At 73.2% G+C, this 14,548-nt stretch carries 17 protein-coding genes; 10 read left to right on the top strand and 7 right to left on the bottom strand.

Annotated features, from left to right (window positions below; translation table 11 throughout):
- Positions 1-9: 9 nt before the first annotated feature.
- From ACYVLT_RS15410 to ACYVLT_RS15400, 3 genes are all read left to right on the top strand, one after another.
- The gene (locus ACYVLT_RS15410; protein ID WP_461121129.1) at positions 10-894 is read left to right on the top strand and encodes a glycosyltransferase family 9 protein; all 885 of its coding nucleotides are present in this window, start codon (positions 10-12) and stop codon (positions 892-894) included.
- On the top strand, positions 852-2,135 hold the full coding sequence (locus ACYVLT_RS15405; protein ID WP_461120859.1) for a UDP-glucose dehydrogenase family protein: 1,284 nt from the start codon (positions 852-854) through the stop codon (positions 2,133-2,135). Before ACYVLT_RS15410 ends, ACYVLT_RS15405 begins: the two co-directional genes overlap by 43 nt.
- 71 nt (positions 2,136-2,206) lie before the next feature.
- Positions 2,207-2,680 carry a VOC family protein gene (locus tag ACYVLT_RS15400; RefSeq protein WP_461120858.1) on the top strand — a complete coding sequence of 158 codons (474 nt, stop codon included), beginning with the start codon at positions 2,207-2,209 and terminating at the stop codon, positions 2,678-2,680.
- 30 nt (positions 2,681-2,710) lie between these two features.
- Here ACYVLT_RS15400 and ACYVLT_RS15395 read toward each other — a convergent pair whose 3' ends face one another.
- Together ACYVLT_RS15395 and ACYVLT_RS15390 are read right to left on the bottom strand one after the other, a co-directional pair.
- The gene (locus tag ACYVLT_RS15395; protein WP_461120857.1) at positions 2,711-3,415 is read right to left on the bottom strand and encodes an ABC transporter permease; all 705 of its coding nucleotides are present in this window, start codon (positions 3,413-3,415) and stop codon (positions 2,711-2,713) included.
- Complete coding sequence (locus ACYVLT_RS15390) at positions 3,412-4,326, bottom strand: ABC transporter ATP-binding protein (RefSeq protein ID WP_461120856.1); 915 nt, start codon at positions 4,324-4,326, stop codon at positions 3,412-3,414. The genes ACYVLT_RS15395 and ACYVLT_RS15390 overlap by 4 nt, the downstream gene beginning before the upstream one ends.
- Before the next feature lie 108 nt (positions 4,327-4,434).
- On the opposite strand from ACYVLT_RS15390, the gene ACYVLT_RS15385 reads away from it, so the two are divergent.
- Positions 4,435-5,586: a sensor histidine kinase gene (locus tag ACYVLT_RS15385; RefSeq protein WP_461120855.1), complete on the top strand. Its 1,152-nt coding sequence runs from the start codon at positions 4,435-4,437 to the stop codon at positions 5,584-5,586.
- Entirely contained in the window at positions 5,583-6,185 is a 603-nt protein-coding gene (locus tag ACYVLT_RS15380) for a response regulator transcription factor (RefSeq protein ID WP_461120854.1), read from the top strand. Before ACYVLT_RS15385 ends, ACYVLT_RS15380 begins: the two co-directional genes overlap by 4 nt.
- Here ACYVLT_RS15380 and ACYVLT_RS15375 read toward each other — a convergent pair.
- Complete coding sequence (locus ACYVLT_RS15375) at positions 6,143-7,543, bottom strand: aldehyde dehydrogenase family protein (RefSeq protein ID WP_461120853.1); 1,401 nt, start codon at positions 7,541-7,543, stop codon at positions 6,143-6,145. The genes ACYVLT_RS15380 and ACYVLT_RS15375 overlap by 43 nt on opposite strands.
- A gap of 62 nt (positions 7,544-7,605) precedes the next feature.
- Between ACYVLT_RS15375 and ACYVLT_RS15370 the strand changes: the two genes are divergently transcribed.
- A complete protein-coding gene (locus ACYVLT_RS15370; RefSeq protein ID WP_461120852.1) occupies positions 7,606-8,001 on the top strand; it encodes a ChaB family protein in 396 nt (131 codons plus the stop codon).
- 89 nt (positions 8,002-8,090) lie between these two features.
- Here the strand turns inward: ACYVLT_RS15370 and ACYVLT_RS15365 are convergent, their stop codons facing one another.
- The 3 genes from ACYVLT_RS15365 to ACYVLT_RS15355 form a co-directional block, all read right to left on the bottom strand.
- On the bottom strand, positions 8,091-9,440 hold the full coding sequence (locus ACYVLT_RS15365) for a sensor histidine kinase (RefSeq protein ID WP_461120851.1): 1,350 nt from the start codon (positions 9,438-9,440) through the stop codon (positions 8,091-8,093).
- Entirely contained in the window at positions 9,437-10,108 is a 672-nt protein-coding gene (locus ACYVLT_RS15360) for a response regulator transcription factor (RefSeq protein ID WP_461120850.1), read from the bottom strand. Before ACYVLT_RS15360 ends, ACYVLT_RS15365 begins: the two co-directional genes overlap by 4 nt.
- An 89-nt stretch (positions 10,109-10,197) precedes the next feature.
- Complete coding sequence (locus ACYVLT_RS15355) at positions 10,198-10,671, bottom strand: hypothetical protein (RefSeq protein ID WP_461120849.1); 474 nt, start codon at positions 10,669-10,671, stop codon at positions 10,198-10,200.
- A gap of 147 nt (positions 10,672-10,818) precedes the next feature.
- Here ACYVLT_RS15355 and ACYVLT_RS15350 point away from each other — a divergent pair, with 147 nt between their 5' ends.
- Positions 10,819-11,283, top strand: coding sequence for an anthrone oxygenase family protein (locus tag ACYVLT_RS15350; protein ID WP_461120848.1), 465 nt, complete (start codon positions 10,819-10,821; stop codon positions 11,281-11,283).
- Positions 11,284-11,302: 19 nt separating this feature from the next.
- Here the strand turns inward: ACYVLT_RS15350 and ACYVLT_RS15345 are convergent, their stop codons facing one another.
- A complete protein-coding gene (locus ACYVLT_RS15345; RefSeq protein ID WP_461120847.1) occupies positions 11,303-12,124 on the bottom strand; it encodes an SDR family oxidoreductase in 822 nt (273 codons plus the stop codon).
- 88 nt (positions 12,125-12,212) lie between these two features.
- On the opposite strand from ACYVLT_RS15345, the gene ACYVLT_RS15340 reads away from it, so the two are divergent.
- The 3 genes from ACYVLT_RS15340 (at position 12,213) to ACYVLT_RS15330 (ending at position 14,528) form a co-directional block, all read left to right on the top strand.
- Entirely contained in the window at positions 12,213-13,385 is a 1,173-nt protein-coding gene (locus ACYVLT_RS15340) for a zinc-dependent alcohol dehydrogenase (RefSeq protein WP_461120846.1), read from the top strand.
- A 17-nt stretch (positions 13,386-13,402) separates the two neighbouring features.
- Entirely contained in the window at positions 13,403-13,771 is a 369-nt protein-coding gene (locus ACYVLT_RS15335) for a hypothetical protein (RefSeq protein WP_461120845.1), read from the top strand.
- Positions 13,772-13,853: 82 nt separating this feature from the next.
- Positions 13,854-14,528, top strand: a complete 675-nt coding sequence (locus ACYVLT_RS15330; RefSeq protein ID WP_461120844.1) for a DUF6766 family protein — start codon at positions 13,854-13,856, stop codon at positions 14,526-14,528.
- Positions 14,529-14,548 lie beyond the last annotated feature (20 nt).

Below are 14,548 nucleotides of genomic sequence, written 5' to 3'. Positions count from 1 at the left end.
GCGGTGAGGATCCTCGTGCTGCGCGCCCTCGGCCTCGGCGACCTGCTGACGGCCGTGCCCGCGCTGCGCGGGTTGCGCCGCTCCTACCCGGACGCCGAGATCACCCTGGCCGCGCCCGGCTGGCTGGCCGACGCGGTGGCCCGGATCGACGCGGTCGACCGGCTGCTGCCCACCGAAGGCCTCGTGCCCATCGACTGCGACTCGCCGGACCTCGCCGTCAACCTGCACGGACGGGGTCCGCAGAGCACCGAGCTCCTGCGCGCCACCCACCCCGCCCGGCTCATCACGCACGGCGTGCACGTGCCGTGGCCCGCGCACCAGCACGAGGTGCTGAGGTGGTGCCGGCTGCTGGCGCAGTTCGGCATCGCCTGCGACCCGTGCGACCTGCACCTGCCGCCGTTGCCGCGCGACGGCGCCATCGTCGTGCACCCCGGTGCGAGCCACGGCGCACGTCGGTGGCCCGCGGACCGGTTCGCGGCGGTGGCCCGCGCGTTGGGTCCGGACGTGGTGGTGACCGGCAGCGCCGCCGAGGAGCCCCTGGTGCGCGAGGTGGCGCCGGGGCGCACGAGGGTGGGCGACCTGGCCGGCTTGCTGGACCTGGTGGCCGGTGCACGACTCGTCATCTGCGGTGACACCGGCGTGGCCCATGTCGCCACCGCCTACCGCACGCCGTCCGTGGTGCTGTTCGGCCCCGTGTCCCCCGCCGAGTGGGGACCGAGGTCGGGGCCCCACCGGGTGCTGTGGCACGGGGCGACCGGCGACACCTTCGCCGACCGGCCCGACCCGGGGCTGCTCGACATCACCGCGGCCGAGGTGCTCGACGCCGCTCGATCGCTGCTGGGAGGTGGACCGTGGCCAGGATCGGCGTCATCGGCGCGGGCTATGTCGGGTTGACCACGGCGGCCTGCTTCGCCCGGCTCGGGCACGCGGTGGTGTGCGCGGACGTGGACGAGGCGAAGGTCGCGGCGCTGCGCCGGGCCGAGATCGGCGCGCACGAGCCCGGGTTGGCCGAGTTGGTCGCGGAGGGGTTGCACGCCGAGCGGTTGCGGTTCGTGCTCGGCAACGCGGAGGCGCTGTCCGAGGTGGACTTCGTGTTCCTGTGCGTGCCGACGCCCACCGGTGCGGACGGGGCGGCGGACCTGGCCGCGGTGCACGCGGTGTTGCGCGAGGCGCGGGACGCCGTGCGCGCCGGCTGCGTGCTGGTGATCAAGTCGACCGTGCCCGCCGGCACCACCGAGCGGGTCGCGGAGCTGGTGGGGCGGTCGGACGTCCAGGTCGTGTCCAACCCGGAGTTCCTGCGCGAGGGCCACGCGGTGGACGACTTCCTGCGGCCCCAGCGGGTCGTGGTCGGGTCGGAGGTCGAGGAGGCCGCACGCCGGGTGGTCGCGCTCTACCAGGGCACGGGCGCGCCCGCGCTGGTCACCGGCAGTGCGAGCGCGGAGCTGGTGAAGTACGCCAGCAACTGCTTCCTGGCGATGAAGCTGTCCTACGTCAACAACCTGGCCGAGCTGTGCGAGCAGGTCGGCGCGGACATCGGCGACGTGACCGAGGGGATGCGGCTGGACGACCGGATCGGGGCGTCGTTCCTGGCACCGGGTCCGGGCTGGGGTGGTTCGTGCTTCCCCAAGGACACCAGGGCGCTGCTGTCCACGGCGGAGGACGCGCGGGTCGACTTCCCGTTGCTGCGCGCGACCATCGGCACCAACGGCCACCAGGCGCACCGGGTGGTCGGGCTGGTGCGCGAGGCCGTGGGCGGCGGGTTGGCCGGCGTGCGGCTCGGGCTGCTCGGGCTGACGTTCAAGGCGGGCACCGACGACCTGCGCGACTCCCCCGCGCTGGCGGTGGCCTCGCTGCTGGCGGCCGAGGGCGCGTGGCTGACCGGCTACGACCCGTGCGTGACCGCCGACTGCGGGCCGGTGCGGGTGCTCGGCTCGGCCGAGGCGGTGGCGGAGGGCGCGGACGGCTTGGTGGTGCTGACCGAGTGGCCCGAGTTCGCCGAGCTGGACTGGCCGAACCTGGCCGCCGCCATGACCAGCCCGGTCATCGTGGACACCCGCAACCTGCTGCCGGTCGAGAAGGTGGCCGAGGCCGGGTTCCACCTGGTGTCCCTGGGCCGCCCCACGCCGAGCCGGTAGCCATGTAGGACCGGAACAGGCCTACATCGTCCCTAACGTCGTCGGTAGCACCGGAGACGAGGAGACGAACCGTGAACGTTGTGCCCGACGGCTACCACACCGTGACGCCTTGGATCATCACCGCTGGTCGGACGGCCGAACTGATCGACTTCACGGTCGAGGTCCTGGACGCCGTCGAGCTGGGCCGGGTGGAGGTCGACGGGGTGATCGGCCACGCCGAGGTCCGCGTGGGCGACTCGGTGGTGATGATGTTCGACAAGCCGGGGTGGCCCGCCACCCCCTCGTTCCTGCGCCTCTACGTCGCCGACGACGCCGAGGTGCTGGAACGGGCCGTCGCCCGCGGCTCGGTCGTGGTCACCGAGCCGACCGAGCTGTTCTGGGGCGATCGCGTCAGCCGGCTGCGCGACCCGTTCGGCAACCTGTGGTGGGTGCACCAGCGGGTCGCGGAGCCGACCCCGGACGAGCTGACCGCCCGGATGGCCGACCCCGCGTTCGTGGCGGCGATGGAGTACGTCCAGAGCGCGGACTTCACCCCGGCGGGCTGACCGCTACCCGCACGGGTGGCGGGCCGACCGCTACCCGCGCGGGTCCCAGCGGAAGAAGCGCACGGACAGGGCGGTGGCCACGGCCGTCCAGCCGGCCACGGACAGGGCGGCCAGGCCGACCTGGTCGGTCGGGCCGCCCCACGCCGCGCCGATGAGCGTGCCCAGGCCGGTGCCCGGCACGAGGAACACCGGCACGTCCAACCCGCCGTTCGTCCCGAACAGACCACCGACGATCAGGGCGAAGAAGAACGGCGCGGTGGTGATCTGGGCGAGCTCCGCGGTGCCGGTGACGCCGCTGGTGCCCACGCCCGCCGCGCAGCTGAGCGCCACGCCGCCGACCATCGCCACGAGCAGCAGCTCCGGCCGCGACGGCATCGGGGCGCCCGCCGCCACGCTGATGCCCAGCAGCACGACCGCCTGCGCCAGACCCAGCAGCACCACCGGCAGCAGGATGCCGGTCAGCACCACCACGTCCGACGCCGCACCCGTGCGCAGGCGCTTCAGGTACAGGTCCTGCCTGCGTGCGGTCAACGCGGTCGTCACGGTCACGTACACGGTGAACCCGAACGAGAACAGCAGCTGGAGCGTCACGACCATGGTCCAGCCGCCCTGCTCGCCGTCCATCTGCAAGGCGAAGAAGATCCCCGCCGCCAACGGCATCAGCACGGCCAGCGCGGCGGCGGTCCGGTTGCGCAGCAGGAGCTTCAGCTCGGCCACGCCCAGTGCGGCGATCATGCGGCCACCACCTCCCTGCCCGTCCGGGCACTGTGGAACACGTCCTCCAGCGACGCGTGGTGCGCGCGGATCCGACCCAGCCGGAGGCCCTCCCGCGTCGCCCACGCCAGCAGCACCGCCATGTCGTCCTGGAGCTCACCGGTGCGCACCTCGACCCGACCGGACGGCCGGTGCACCACGTCGCCGGACAACATCGGCAACGCGTCGACGTCGAGCCGGTCCGGCAGGTCGAACGAGATCCGCGCCGGCTGGGCGGCGAGGACGTCTACCAGCGCGCCGGACACCGCTACCAGCCCCTCGTGCAGGATCGCCAACCGGTGCGCCAGCGACTCGGCCTCCTCCAGGTAGTGCGTGGTCAGCACGACGGTCGTGCCCTCGGCCAGCAGCCCGCGCACCACCTCCCACGTCCGCCGCCGCGACTCCGGGTCCAACCCGGTCGTCGGCTCGTCCAGGAACAGCAGCTCCGGCCGGCCGAGCACGGCCAGCGCGAGGTCGAGCCGCCGCCGCTCACCGCCCGACAGCTGCTTGATCCGCACGTCGCGGCGGTGCGCCAGGTCCAGCCGCGCCAGCACGTCCTCGGTGGCGCGCCGACCGCTCGTGACGCCCCACAGCGCCACCATCTCACGCGCGGTCAGGTCGGCCGGGAACCCGCTGTCCTGGAGCATGATCCCGGTGCGCGAGCGCAGTGCCGCCCGCTCGCGGAACGGGTCCAGCCCCAGCACCCGCACGGTGCCGCCGAACGGCGCCCGCAGCCCCTCCAACGTCTCCATCGTCGTGGTCTTGCCCGCGCCGTTGGTGCCCAGCAGCGCGAACAACTCCCCCCGCCGGACCTCGAAGTCCACCCCTCGCACGGCTTCGAAGTCTCCGTAGCGGCACCTCAGGTCCGCCACGTCGATCACCGTTTCTCCCATGGTTGCCATGCTGGCCGCCCACGAGGGCGGTACCCAGTGCCGTCGCGCACCGGTCCCTGTGACAGATGTCAGCAGACAGGCGTGCGATCCGACTCGTAGATTCCACCTGTGACACCGCAGAACACGGCCGCGCTGAGCAGGCTGCGGCGCTACACCTGGTGGTCGGTGGTGACCGGCGGCGTGGTGGTCGGCGCGGGCACCGCCCTGGACCTGGTCGTCAACGGCCGCGACCCCGTCGCGAGGCCCCTGCTGGCGGTGGCCGTGGTGGTCGTGATCGTCCAGCACACCCGCTACCTGCACCAGGCCATGAACGGGCTGGGTCGGGGCGCCAACCGGCCGTGGGAGCACGCAGCGACGTTCGTGGTGGCGCTGGCGGCGTGGGGCGCGGCGAGCGCCGATGAGAGGTTCCTCATGGTCTGGGCCGCGCTGCCCGCCCTGGTGGTCGCGCACGTGGCCGCGATCCTGCCGGCCGGGCGCCGCTGGCCGGTTGTGGCGGTCATGGCGGTGCTCACCGTCGCCGTCGGCGGCCTGTTCAGCGGTGAGGACGCCGGGCAGGCGGTCGCGCTGGCCGCCACGATGACCGCCGTGCTCGTGTTCGCCGACGTCATCCAGCTCTGGATCTGGGACATGGTGGTGCAGCACGAGCAGGGCCGCAAGACCGCCGAGGCGTTGGCCGTGGCCGAGGAGCGGTTGCGGTTCGCCGCCGACCTGCACGACATCCAGGGTCACCACCTGCAGGCCATCGCGTTGAAGGGCGAGCTGGCGCAGCGGCTGATCGGCCGGGACGACGAGTTGGCCAGGCAGCACGCGGGCGAGGTGGCGGAGCTGGCGCGGACGGCGTTGAAGGAGACCCGCGAGGTGGTGCAGGGCTACCGGCGGGCGAGCCTGGGCACGGAGATCACGAACGCGGTGGGCGTGCTGCGGGCGGCGGGCATCGAGACCACGGTCGAGGGTGACGCGGCGGGCGTGCCGCCGCCGTTGCAGCCGCTGTTCGGGGCGCTGGTGCGGGAGGGCACGACGAACGTGCTGCGGCACAGTCGGGCGCAGCGCTGCGACGTGCTGATCGACGTGGTCGACGGCCTGGTGTGCGTGCGGCTGCGCAACGACGGGGTGTCGGCCGACTCGGCGGCCGCGAACGAGGCGGGCGCCGGGCTGGCCGGGTTGCGCGAGCGGTTCGCGACGGTCGGCGGCCGGGTCGAGGCGGGCACGACGAACCCGGAGGGCTTCGAGCTGGTCGGCCGGGCGGGGGTGGGCCGGTGATCCGGGTGGTGCTGGCCGACGACGAGGACCTCATCCGGGGTGCGCTGGCGGCGTTGCTGGAGCTGGAGGACGACATCTCGGTCATCGCGCAGGCCAGCGACGGCGACGCGGCGGTCGCCGCGGTCCGGGCGCACCGGCCGGACATCGCCGTGTTCGACCTGGAGATGCCCCGGCGCGACGGCGTGCTCGCGGCCGAGGCGGTGCGCGGGTTGACCGACGTCGCGGTGGTCATCGTGACCCGGCACGCGCGGCCCGGCGTGCTGCGGCGGGCGTTGACCGCCGGCGTGCGCGGGTTCGTGCCGAAGACCACGCCTGCCGCGCAGCTCGCCTCGATCCTGCGCGACGTGCACGCGGGCAGGCGTTACGTCGACTCCGAGATCGCCGCCGCCGCGCTCACCGAGGGCACGTGCCCGTTGACCGCCCGCGAGCTGGACGTGCTGCGGCACGCGTTGCAGGGCGGCACGGTGGCCGCGATCGCGGGCGAGGCCCACCTGGCCGCGGGCACCGTGCGCAACTACCTGTCGTCGGCGATGACGAAGCTGGGCGTGCACACCCGTTACGAGGCCGCCCGGCTGGCCTGGGAGGAGGGCTGGATCTGAGCCTGACCGAGGTGCACGACCTTCACGGTCGTCATCTCGTCCAGCAGCTCCGGCCCGTAGCCGAACCCGGTGCCGGACATCCGGCGCGGTTGGGCGGCGCCGCCCGGCGCGCCGCCGAACACGGCGTTGACCTTCACCGTGCCGACCGGCAGCGCCCGCCACGCGTGCTGCGCGTGCGCCATCGACCCGGTGAGCACGGTCGCGGCCAGGCCGTGCTCGTCCACGCACGCCTCGGCCAGGCCTTCCTCGAACGACGGCACCACGCGCACGGGCGCGACCGGACCGAACGTCTCCTCCCGCATCACGCGCATGTCCGGCGTGCACCGGCCGAGCACGGTCGCCGGGTAGTACGCGCCCTCGCGGTCCGGGACCACGCCGCCGACCAACGGCTGCGCGCCGTCCGCCACCGCCTCGGCCACGTGCGCGTGCACGTGTTCCCGCATCCGCACGTCCACCAGCGGCTGCGGGTCGGCGTTCCACCGGTGCGCTTCTTCGCACAGCGCCGCGAGGAACTCCTCCGCCACGGCCCGGTGCACGAAGATCCGCTCCACCGAGGTGCACAGCTGGCCCGCGTTGGTGAACGCGCCGATCGCCGCCTGCTCGGCCGCCCACACCGGATCCACGTCCGCGTCGACCACCAGCGGGTCGTTGCCGCCGTTCTCCAGCAGGGCCTTCGCGCCGGTCGCGGCGCACGTGGCGGCGATCGCACGGCCGGTCGCCGTGCCGCCGACGTGCGCGACGAGGTCCACGTGCGGCGAGGCGGCCAGGGCCGCGCCGACCGAGCCGTCGCCGGTGAGGCTCTGCACCACGCCCGGCGGGAAGTGGTCGACCATGAGCTGCGCGAGCAGCACACCGGTGTGCGGGCAGCGTTCGCTCGGCTTGTGCACGACCGCGTTGCCGGTCACCAGGGCCGCACCGAGCAGTCCGCAGGACACCGCGACCGGGTCGTTCCACGGTGTCAGCGCGACGACCACGCCGCGCGGTTCGGGGATCATGAAGTCGGCCGCGTCGTGCGAACCCAGCAGCGAACGGCCGCGGTGGACCGGACCCAGCTCGGCGTACTGGTCCAGAGTGGACGCACCGGCCAGCACACCGTCCCGCGCGGACGCGAGCGGTCGGCCGGTCTCCGAGTGCAGCAGGGTCGCCAGGTCTGTCGCGTGCGCGCGGATCGCCTCGGCCGCGGCCTTGAGCGCGGCTCCCCGTTCGGCGGCGGGTGTCGTCGCCCAACCGGGCTGCGCCTCACGCGCGGTGAGCACCGCGCCGGCCACGTCCTCGTCCGTGGCGGTGGGCAGCCAGCCGATCAGCTGACCATCCACCGGGCTGTGGACGTCGAGTGCTTCGACACGCATGTCCGTCATGCGCGACGGGTACCCCGGTGGCCGACGTGAAACCCGAGGCGAAGCCCCGAGGAGGGACGACCATGCCCGGACGCGAGGAGTTGCCGAGCACGATCGCGCGCTCGTCCAAGAAGGCGCAGCGGACGTGGATCGAGGCGCACGACTCGGCCGTGAAGACCTACGGCGAGGGTGAGCGCTCGCACCGGACCGCGTACAGCGCGTTGAAGCACTCGTTCGAGAAGGTCGGCGACCACTGGGAGCCCAAGGAGCGGAAGGGCCCGTCCGACAAGCAGGCCGCGCGCAGCACGCCCAAGCGGGGCAAGACGGCGGGCGGCGTGGACGCCAACGCGAGCAAGCAACACCTGTACGACCTGGCCAAGAGGCTGGACGTGCCCGGCCGGTCGACCATGACCAAGCAGGAGCTGGTGCAGGCGATCGACAAGGCGAACAACCGCAAGACCGCCAAGGCCCGGTCCTAGCGGCACGGTCCCGACCGCGCGGTCCCCCGGCGGGGACCGCGCGGTCAGTTCATGGCCACCGGCGGCCGCAGCCGGCGGGGACCGTGCGGTCAGTCGCGGGACACCGGCAGCCGCAGCCGCATCCGGACGCCGCGGGCGAGGGGTTCGGCGGCCACCTCGCCGCCGTGCGTCTCCACCACCCGGCGCACGATGGCCAGGCCGAGCCCGGAGCCGGGCATCGATCGCGCCTGCGCCGACCGGTAGAAGCGGTCGAACACGAAGGGCACGTCGGCCGGCGGGATGCCGGGGCCCTCGTCGGTGATCGTCAGCTCCCCGTCGGCCACCACGACCAGCACCCGGCCGCCCGGCGGACTCCACTTCACCGCGTTGTCCACCAGGTTGGCGACGGCCCGCTCGATCGCGTCCGGGTCGACGTGCACCAGGCAGGGCGACAACGCCGACTCGAACCGCGGCGCGGCGGCCCGCGCCCCCGCCTTGGCGACCACCCGTTCGGCGACCAGGTCCAGCCGGGTGTCCTCGGCCCGCGCGGTGCCCTCGCCGTACCGGGCGAGGTCGATCAGGTCGTTGACCAGCGACCGCAGCTCGCCCGCCTGCCCGATCGCCGCGCGCACCAGCGCCGGCGCCTCCGGGTCGCGCAGGCCGTCGTCCTCGGCGAGCAGTTCGAGGTTCGTGGTCAGGCTGGTCAGCGGGGTGCGCAGCTCGTGCGACGCGTCGGCGACCAGCCGGCGCTGGGCGTGCACGGAGGCGTCCAGCGCGGTCATCATGGCGGCGAACGACCGGCCCAGGCGGCCGATCTCGTCGCGTCCGGTCAGGTCGACGCGCGCGCTCAGGTCCTTCGTGGCGGTCACGTGCTCGACGGCGTCGGTCAGCACGCGCACCGGCCGCAGCACCCGGCGCGCCACCAGCCGGGCGGCCAGCGCGGCCACCAGCCCGCCGATCACGGTGAGGGCGGCCAGCAGCGCCGCCAACCCGGTCAGCAGGCCGGCCGCGTCGTCCAGCGGCCGGGCGGCCCGGACCAGCGTGGCGCCGCCGCCGCGCGCCCCCGGCATCGGCGCGGTGTACACCCGGTAGGCGACGCCGTCGTGGGTGACGTCCTGGAAGTAGGCCCGTTCCTGCCCCATGGCGACGTTCGCGTCCCGCTTGGTCACGTCGATGAAGGCCCGGTTCGGACCGGGGCGCACCGGCGCGGGGATGAACTGGACCAGCGTGCTGCCCAGGTCGACCGGGGTGTCGGCGAGCTTGGGCTGCCCGGAGGCCTCGACCTTCTGCTTGAGCTGGGCGGCGACGGTCGGGCTGTTCTCGACTGCCTTGGTCAGCGAGTCGTCCAGCTGCCGGTGCAGGTCCGGCCGCACGGACGAGTAGACCACCACCGAGGCGATGGCCAGGGCCACCAGCACCACCGCGCCGCCGGCGAGCCCCACCCTGGTGCGCAGCGTCATGGCCGCTCCCGCAGCACGTACCCCAGTCCGCGCACGGTCTGGATCAGCCGCGGTTCACCGGCCGCCTCCAGCTTCCCGCGCAGGTAGCTGATGTAGACCCACAGCGCGTTGGACGCGGGCCCGAAGTCGTAGCCCCAGACCGACTCGAAGATCAGCACCCGGCTCAGCACGCGGTCCGGGTTGCGCAGGAACAGCTCCAGCAGCGCGTGCTCGGTGCGGGTCAGCTCGATCGGCCGGCCACCCCGGTGCACGCGGTGGGTGGTCGTGTCCATCTCCACGTCGGCGAACCGCAACACCTCGCTGTCCACACCGGTGCGCCGCAGCAGGGCACGCAGCCGGGCGCGCAGCTCGTCCAGCGCGAACGGCTTGACCAGGTAGTCGTCGGCGCCCGCGTCGAGCCCGGCGACGCGGTCCTCCACCAGGTCGCGCGCGGTCAGCATGAGGATCGGCGTGCGGTCGCCCCGGCGGCGCAGCCTGCGGCAGATCTCCAGGCCGTTGGGCTCGGGCAGCAGCACGTCGAGCACGATCACCTCGGGCCGGACCCGGCCGAGCTCGTCCAGGGCCTGCGGGCCGTCCGCGGCGACCGAGACCTGGTAGCCGTCCCGGCGCAGCGCGTGGGCCAGCGAGAGGCGGACAGCTTCGTCGTCGTCGACCACCAGGACCCGCACGCCACCAGTATGGGTGACGACGTCCGGGCCACTCACGGGCCGCGGCCCGGACCGGGTGACACCCGATCCGGGCCGCTCGGGAGAACCGGTCACTTCGTGGGCTTGGGCTGCTGCTCGCCGAGGGTCCGCTTGACCTCGCGCAGGACCTCCAGGAGCCGTTCGGGCGTCAGGCCGAGTCCTTCGGCGATGGCGACGAACGCGCGGTCCCGCACGATGTCCTCACCCCGTGCCTTGACCTTCTCCAGGTCGCGGAACACCTGCCGGGAGCGGTCGACGGTGATGCCGAGCCGGGCCGCCAACAGCTTGACCGCCTCCTCGGGCGCCCCCTCTCCCTTGCCCGGCTTCTCCTGGCCCGGCTTCCCCGCGTCCGGCCGCACCTTGGCCGGCTTCCCGTTGCCGGGCTTCCCCGCGTCCGGCCGCACCTCGGCGGGCTTCTCGTTGTTCGCCTTGTCCTCGACCACCGACGTGGTCGGGTTCGCCAGCGCGGGCGACGTGCTCGCCGCCAGCGCCGTCAGCGTTCCCGCCGCCAGGACGGCGGCGATGACCCTGGTCCGGATCCGCATGGGCATCCCTCGTTCTGTCCGGTGCGCCGGTCGGTCCGGCGCGCCTGGGACCAGCAGACCAAGCCCGGTTCAGGGCAACTTTCAGCGAACCTTGGAATCACCTCAGGAAACGGCCGGCGCCCGTCCGGGGATCCCTAAGATCGACACATGGGATTCCGGTTGCCGTGGGCCGCGCTGGCCCGACTCGGCCACGCTCACTGGTTCTCCGGCAACCTCTACGAGGCCGTGGTGGACGTGCCGGGGCTCCTCGCCGACGCCCGACCGCACCGCCAACCGCGGCTGCTCGGTCCCGGCAGCCCGTTGCGCTACTACGCGCCGGCAGCGCCCGTGACGGTGGTGGCCACCGGGGCAACGCTGGTCGAGAGCTGGCGCAACGGCGGCGACCGGCGTGCGGTCGCCACGTCGGCGGTCGGCACGCTGGTCGCCGCGGGCCTCACGGGTTACCTGGTCAAGGCGGTGAACCTGCGGTTGTTGCGCGACGACGAGCCCTTGGGCGACGACGAGCGGCGACGGCTGATGCGCACCTGGCACCGCGGCAACCTTCTCCGGCTGGTGGCCCTCGCGGTGGCCGCGGCCGCGACGCGCCGGGCCACCCGGTCCGCCCGGGGCTGATCCGTCCGGGCCGATCCGGCTAGGGCTCCAACCACTTGCGGTCGGTGAGCAGCCGGCTCGCCTGCGGGCCCATCAACGTCATGCCGCCGTCCACGACGAACGACGCGCCGGTCACGTACCCGGCCGCCGGCGTGGCCAGGAACGCCACCACCGCGGCGACCTCGCTCGCGTGGCCGGGACGTCCCAGCGGCACGCCGGGCCGCGGCTCCGTGCGCGGGTCCACGTCCTCCTGACCCGTCATCGGGGTGGAGATCTCGCCCGGCGCGACCGAGTTGACCGTGATCGCGTGCTCGGCCAGCTCCAGCGCCAACACCTTCGTCAACGCGCCCAACCCGGCCTTCGCCGCGCAGTACGGCGCCGCACCCACCCGCGGCTGGTGCTCGTGCACCGAGGTGATGTTGATGATCCGACCGCCGCGACCCGCCGCGATCATGTGCTTGGCGGCGCGCTGCGAGCACAGGAACGCGCCGTCGAGGTCGACCGACAGCACACCGCGCCAGGTGTCGAAGTCCATGTCCATGGCCTTCTGCGCGGTGCCGGTGCCCGCGCAGTTCACCAGCACGTCGATGCCGCCCAGCTCATCGGCCAACTCATCCACCACCGCGGCCGCCGTGGGCAGGTCGGTCAGGTCCAACTGCCGCACAGCCGCCTGAACACCCTGGCCACGGACCTCCCGGGCGGTCTCCTCGGCACCGTCGGCATCGGAGTGGAACGTGATCCCGACATCGACCCCGCCACCCGCGAGGGCAACCGCGATGGCCCTGCCGATGCCGGAGTCCGACCCGGTCACGACCGCGCGCATCGGCGCCCCGGCCCGGTCCTGGGGTAGTGGTGCGTTCATTGCCTGCGGGTACCCGGCGCGGTGTTTGCCACACGCCAGGCCGGGAACGCTCCGGGCAGTCGACCGCGGCAGTGGGAGGAGTACCCGGATGAAGGCCGTCACCTGGCACGGCAAGCGGGACGTGCGCGTGGACACCGTGCCGGACCCGATCCTCAAGGAGCCGACCGACATCGTCGTCCGCATCACGTCCACCGGGGTGTGCGGCTCCGACCTGCACCTGTACGAGGTGATGGGGCCGTTCATCGACGAGGGCGACGTCCTCGGGCACGAGCCGATGGGCGTGGTCGAGGAGGTCGGCGCCGAGGTCACCGCGGTCAAACCGGGTGACCGGGTCGTGGTGCCGTTCAACATCTCCTGCGGCACGTGCTTCATGTGCGAGCGCGGCCTCCAGTCGCAGTGCGAGACGACCCAGGTGCGCGAGCACGGGTCGGGCGCGGCGCTGTTCGGGTACACCAAGCTGTACGGGCAGGTGCCCGGCGGGCAGGCGGAGTACCTGCGGGTGCCGTTCGGCAACACGATGCCGATCAAGGTGCCCGACGGGCCGCCGGACGACCGGTTCGTGTACCTGTCCGACGTGCTGCCCACGGCGTGGCAGGCGGTGGAGTACGCGGGCACGCGGGACAGCCTGGTCGTGCTCGGGCTCGGTCCGATCGGCGACATGGCGACCCGCATCGCGCAGCACCGCGGCGTCGAGACGGTCATCGGGGTCGACCTGGTGCCCGAGCGCATGGCGCGGGCCCGCGGCCACGGCGTGACCGTGCTGAACGTGCGGGACAGCCACCTGGTCGACCACATCCGCGAGCTCACCGGCGGGCGCGGCCCGGAGGCCGTAATCGACGCCGTCGGCATGGAGGCGCACGGCGCGCCGGTCGCGAAGCTCGCCCACCAGGCCGTCGGCCTGCTGCCGGACGCCATCGCGGCCCGGTTCATGCAGACCGCGGGCGTGGACCGGCTGCACGCCCTGCGGCTGGCGATCGACATCGTGCGCCGCGGCGGCACCATCTCGGTGTCCGGCGTGTACGGCGGCATGGCCGACCCGATGCCGATGCTGACCCTGTTCGACAAGCAGGTGCAGCTGCGCATGGGCCAGGCCAACGTGTGGCGCTGGGTGCCCGAGATCCTGCCGCTGCTGACCGACGACGACCCTCTCGGCGTGGACTCGTTCGCCACCCACCACATGCCCCTGGACCAGGCACCGCACGCGTACGAGATCTTCCAGCGCAAGCAGGACAACGCGGTCAAGGTGCTGCTGCGCCCGTGAGCGGTCAGGGTCCAGCCATGATCCGCTTCCGGTGGTTCTGCGCCGCGGCGTTGCCGGTGGTGTTGGCGCTGGGTGGGTGTGGTTCGGGCTCAGGTGACCTGGTCGGGCGCACGGCCGAGGAGTTCACCGCGGCGGTCGGCTCCGGTGCGGGCGACCGGGCGTGCGAGCTGCTGACCGAACGCGCGCGCGAGGACGTGGAGTGCTCGTCGCTCGACCTGCCCGGCGGATCCGTCGAGGCGGTCGAGGTCTGGGGCGACGCGGCCCTGGCCCGCACCTCGGAGGACGTGCTGTTCCTGCGGGAGTTGTCCTCGGGGTGGCGGGTGGCCGGCGCCGGCTGCACAGCCCAGGGCGACCGGCCGTACAGGTGCGAGGTGGGCGGGCCGTGACGCAACGCGGGATGTTCTACGCCTATCTGCTGGGTGTGGTGGGGCTGTTGGTCTTCTTCAGCGTCATCGGGCTGGTGGGGATGTGAAGAGGTTCCTGCGGGACAACGGGTTGGGGCTCGCGTTCGGCCTGCTGTTCCTGGCCACGCTGGTGGGTCAGGCCTTCGCGGGCAACGCCGACCTCAACGACCGGCGGCTCACCGACGGCGGTGACCCGATCGGCTTCTGGCAGTACGTGACGTCGTCGGACTTCGCGGTGGACGTGGCCGAGAACTGGCAGTCGGAGTACCTCCAGTTCTTCCTGTTCATCTTCGCCACCGTGTGGCTGGTGCAGAAGGGGTCGACCGAGTCCAAGACCCCGGACCGGATCGGGTCCGAGTCGGACCGGGAACAGCTGCTCGGCGCGCACGCGAAGGAGCAGTCGCCGCCGTGGGCGAAGGCGGGCGGCTGGCGCACGGCGCTGTACTCGAACTCGCTCGGGCTGGTGATGCTCGGGTTGTTCCTCGGCTCGTGGCTGACCCAGTCGATCGCCGGCCGCAGCACGTACAACAACGACCGGTTGAACACCTTCCAGGACCCGGTGAGCTGGTGGGACTACGTGCTCTCGGCCGACTTCTGGAACCGGTCGCTGCAGAACTGGCAGTCGGAGTTCCTGGCCATCGGTTCGATCGTGGTGTTGAGCGTGTACCTGCGCCAGCGCGGTTCGTCGCAGTCCAAGCCGGTGGGTACCCCGCACGACTCGACCGACGAGTCCGGCTGACCGGCCCGGCGGGGCGCCGG

The organism is Saccharothrix stipae (genome assembly GCF_054781895.1).
Note: the sequence above shows the minus strand (reverse complement) of the source record. Positions and strands in the feature narration are given on the sequence as shown.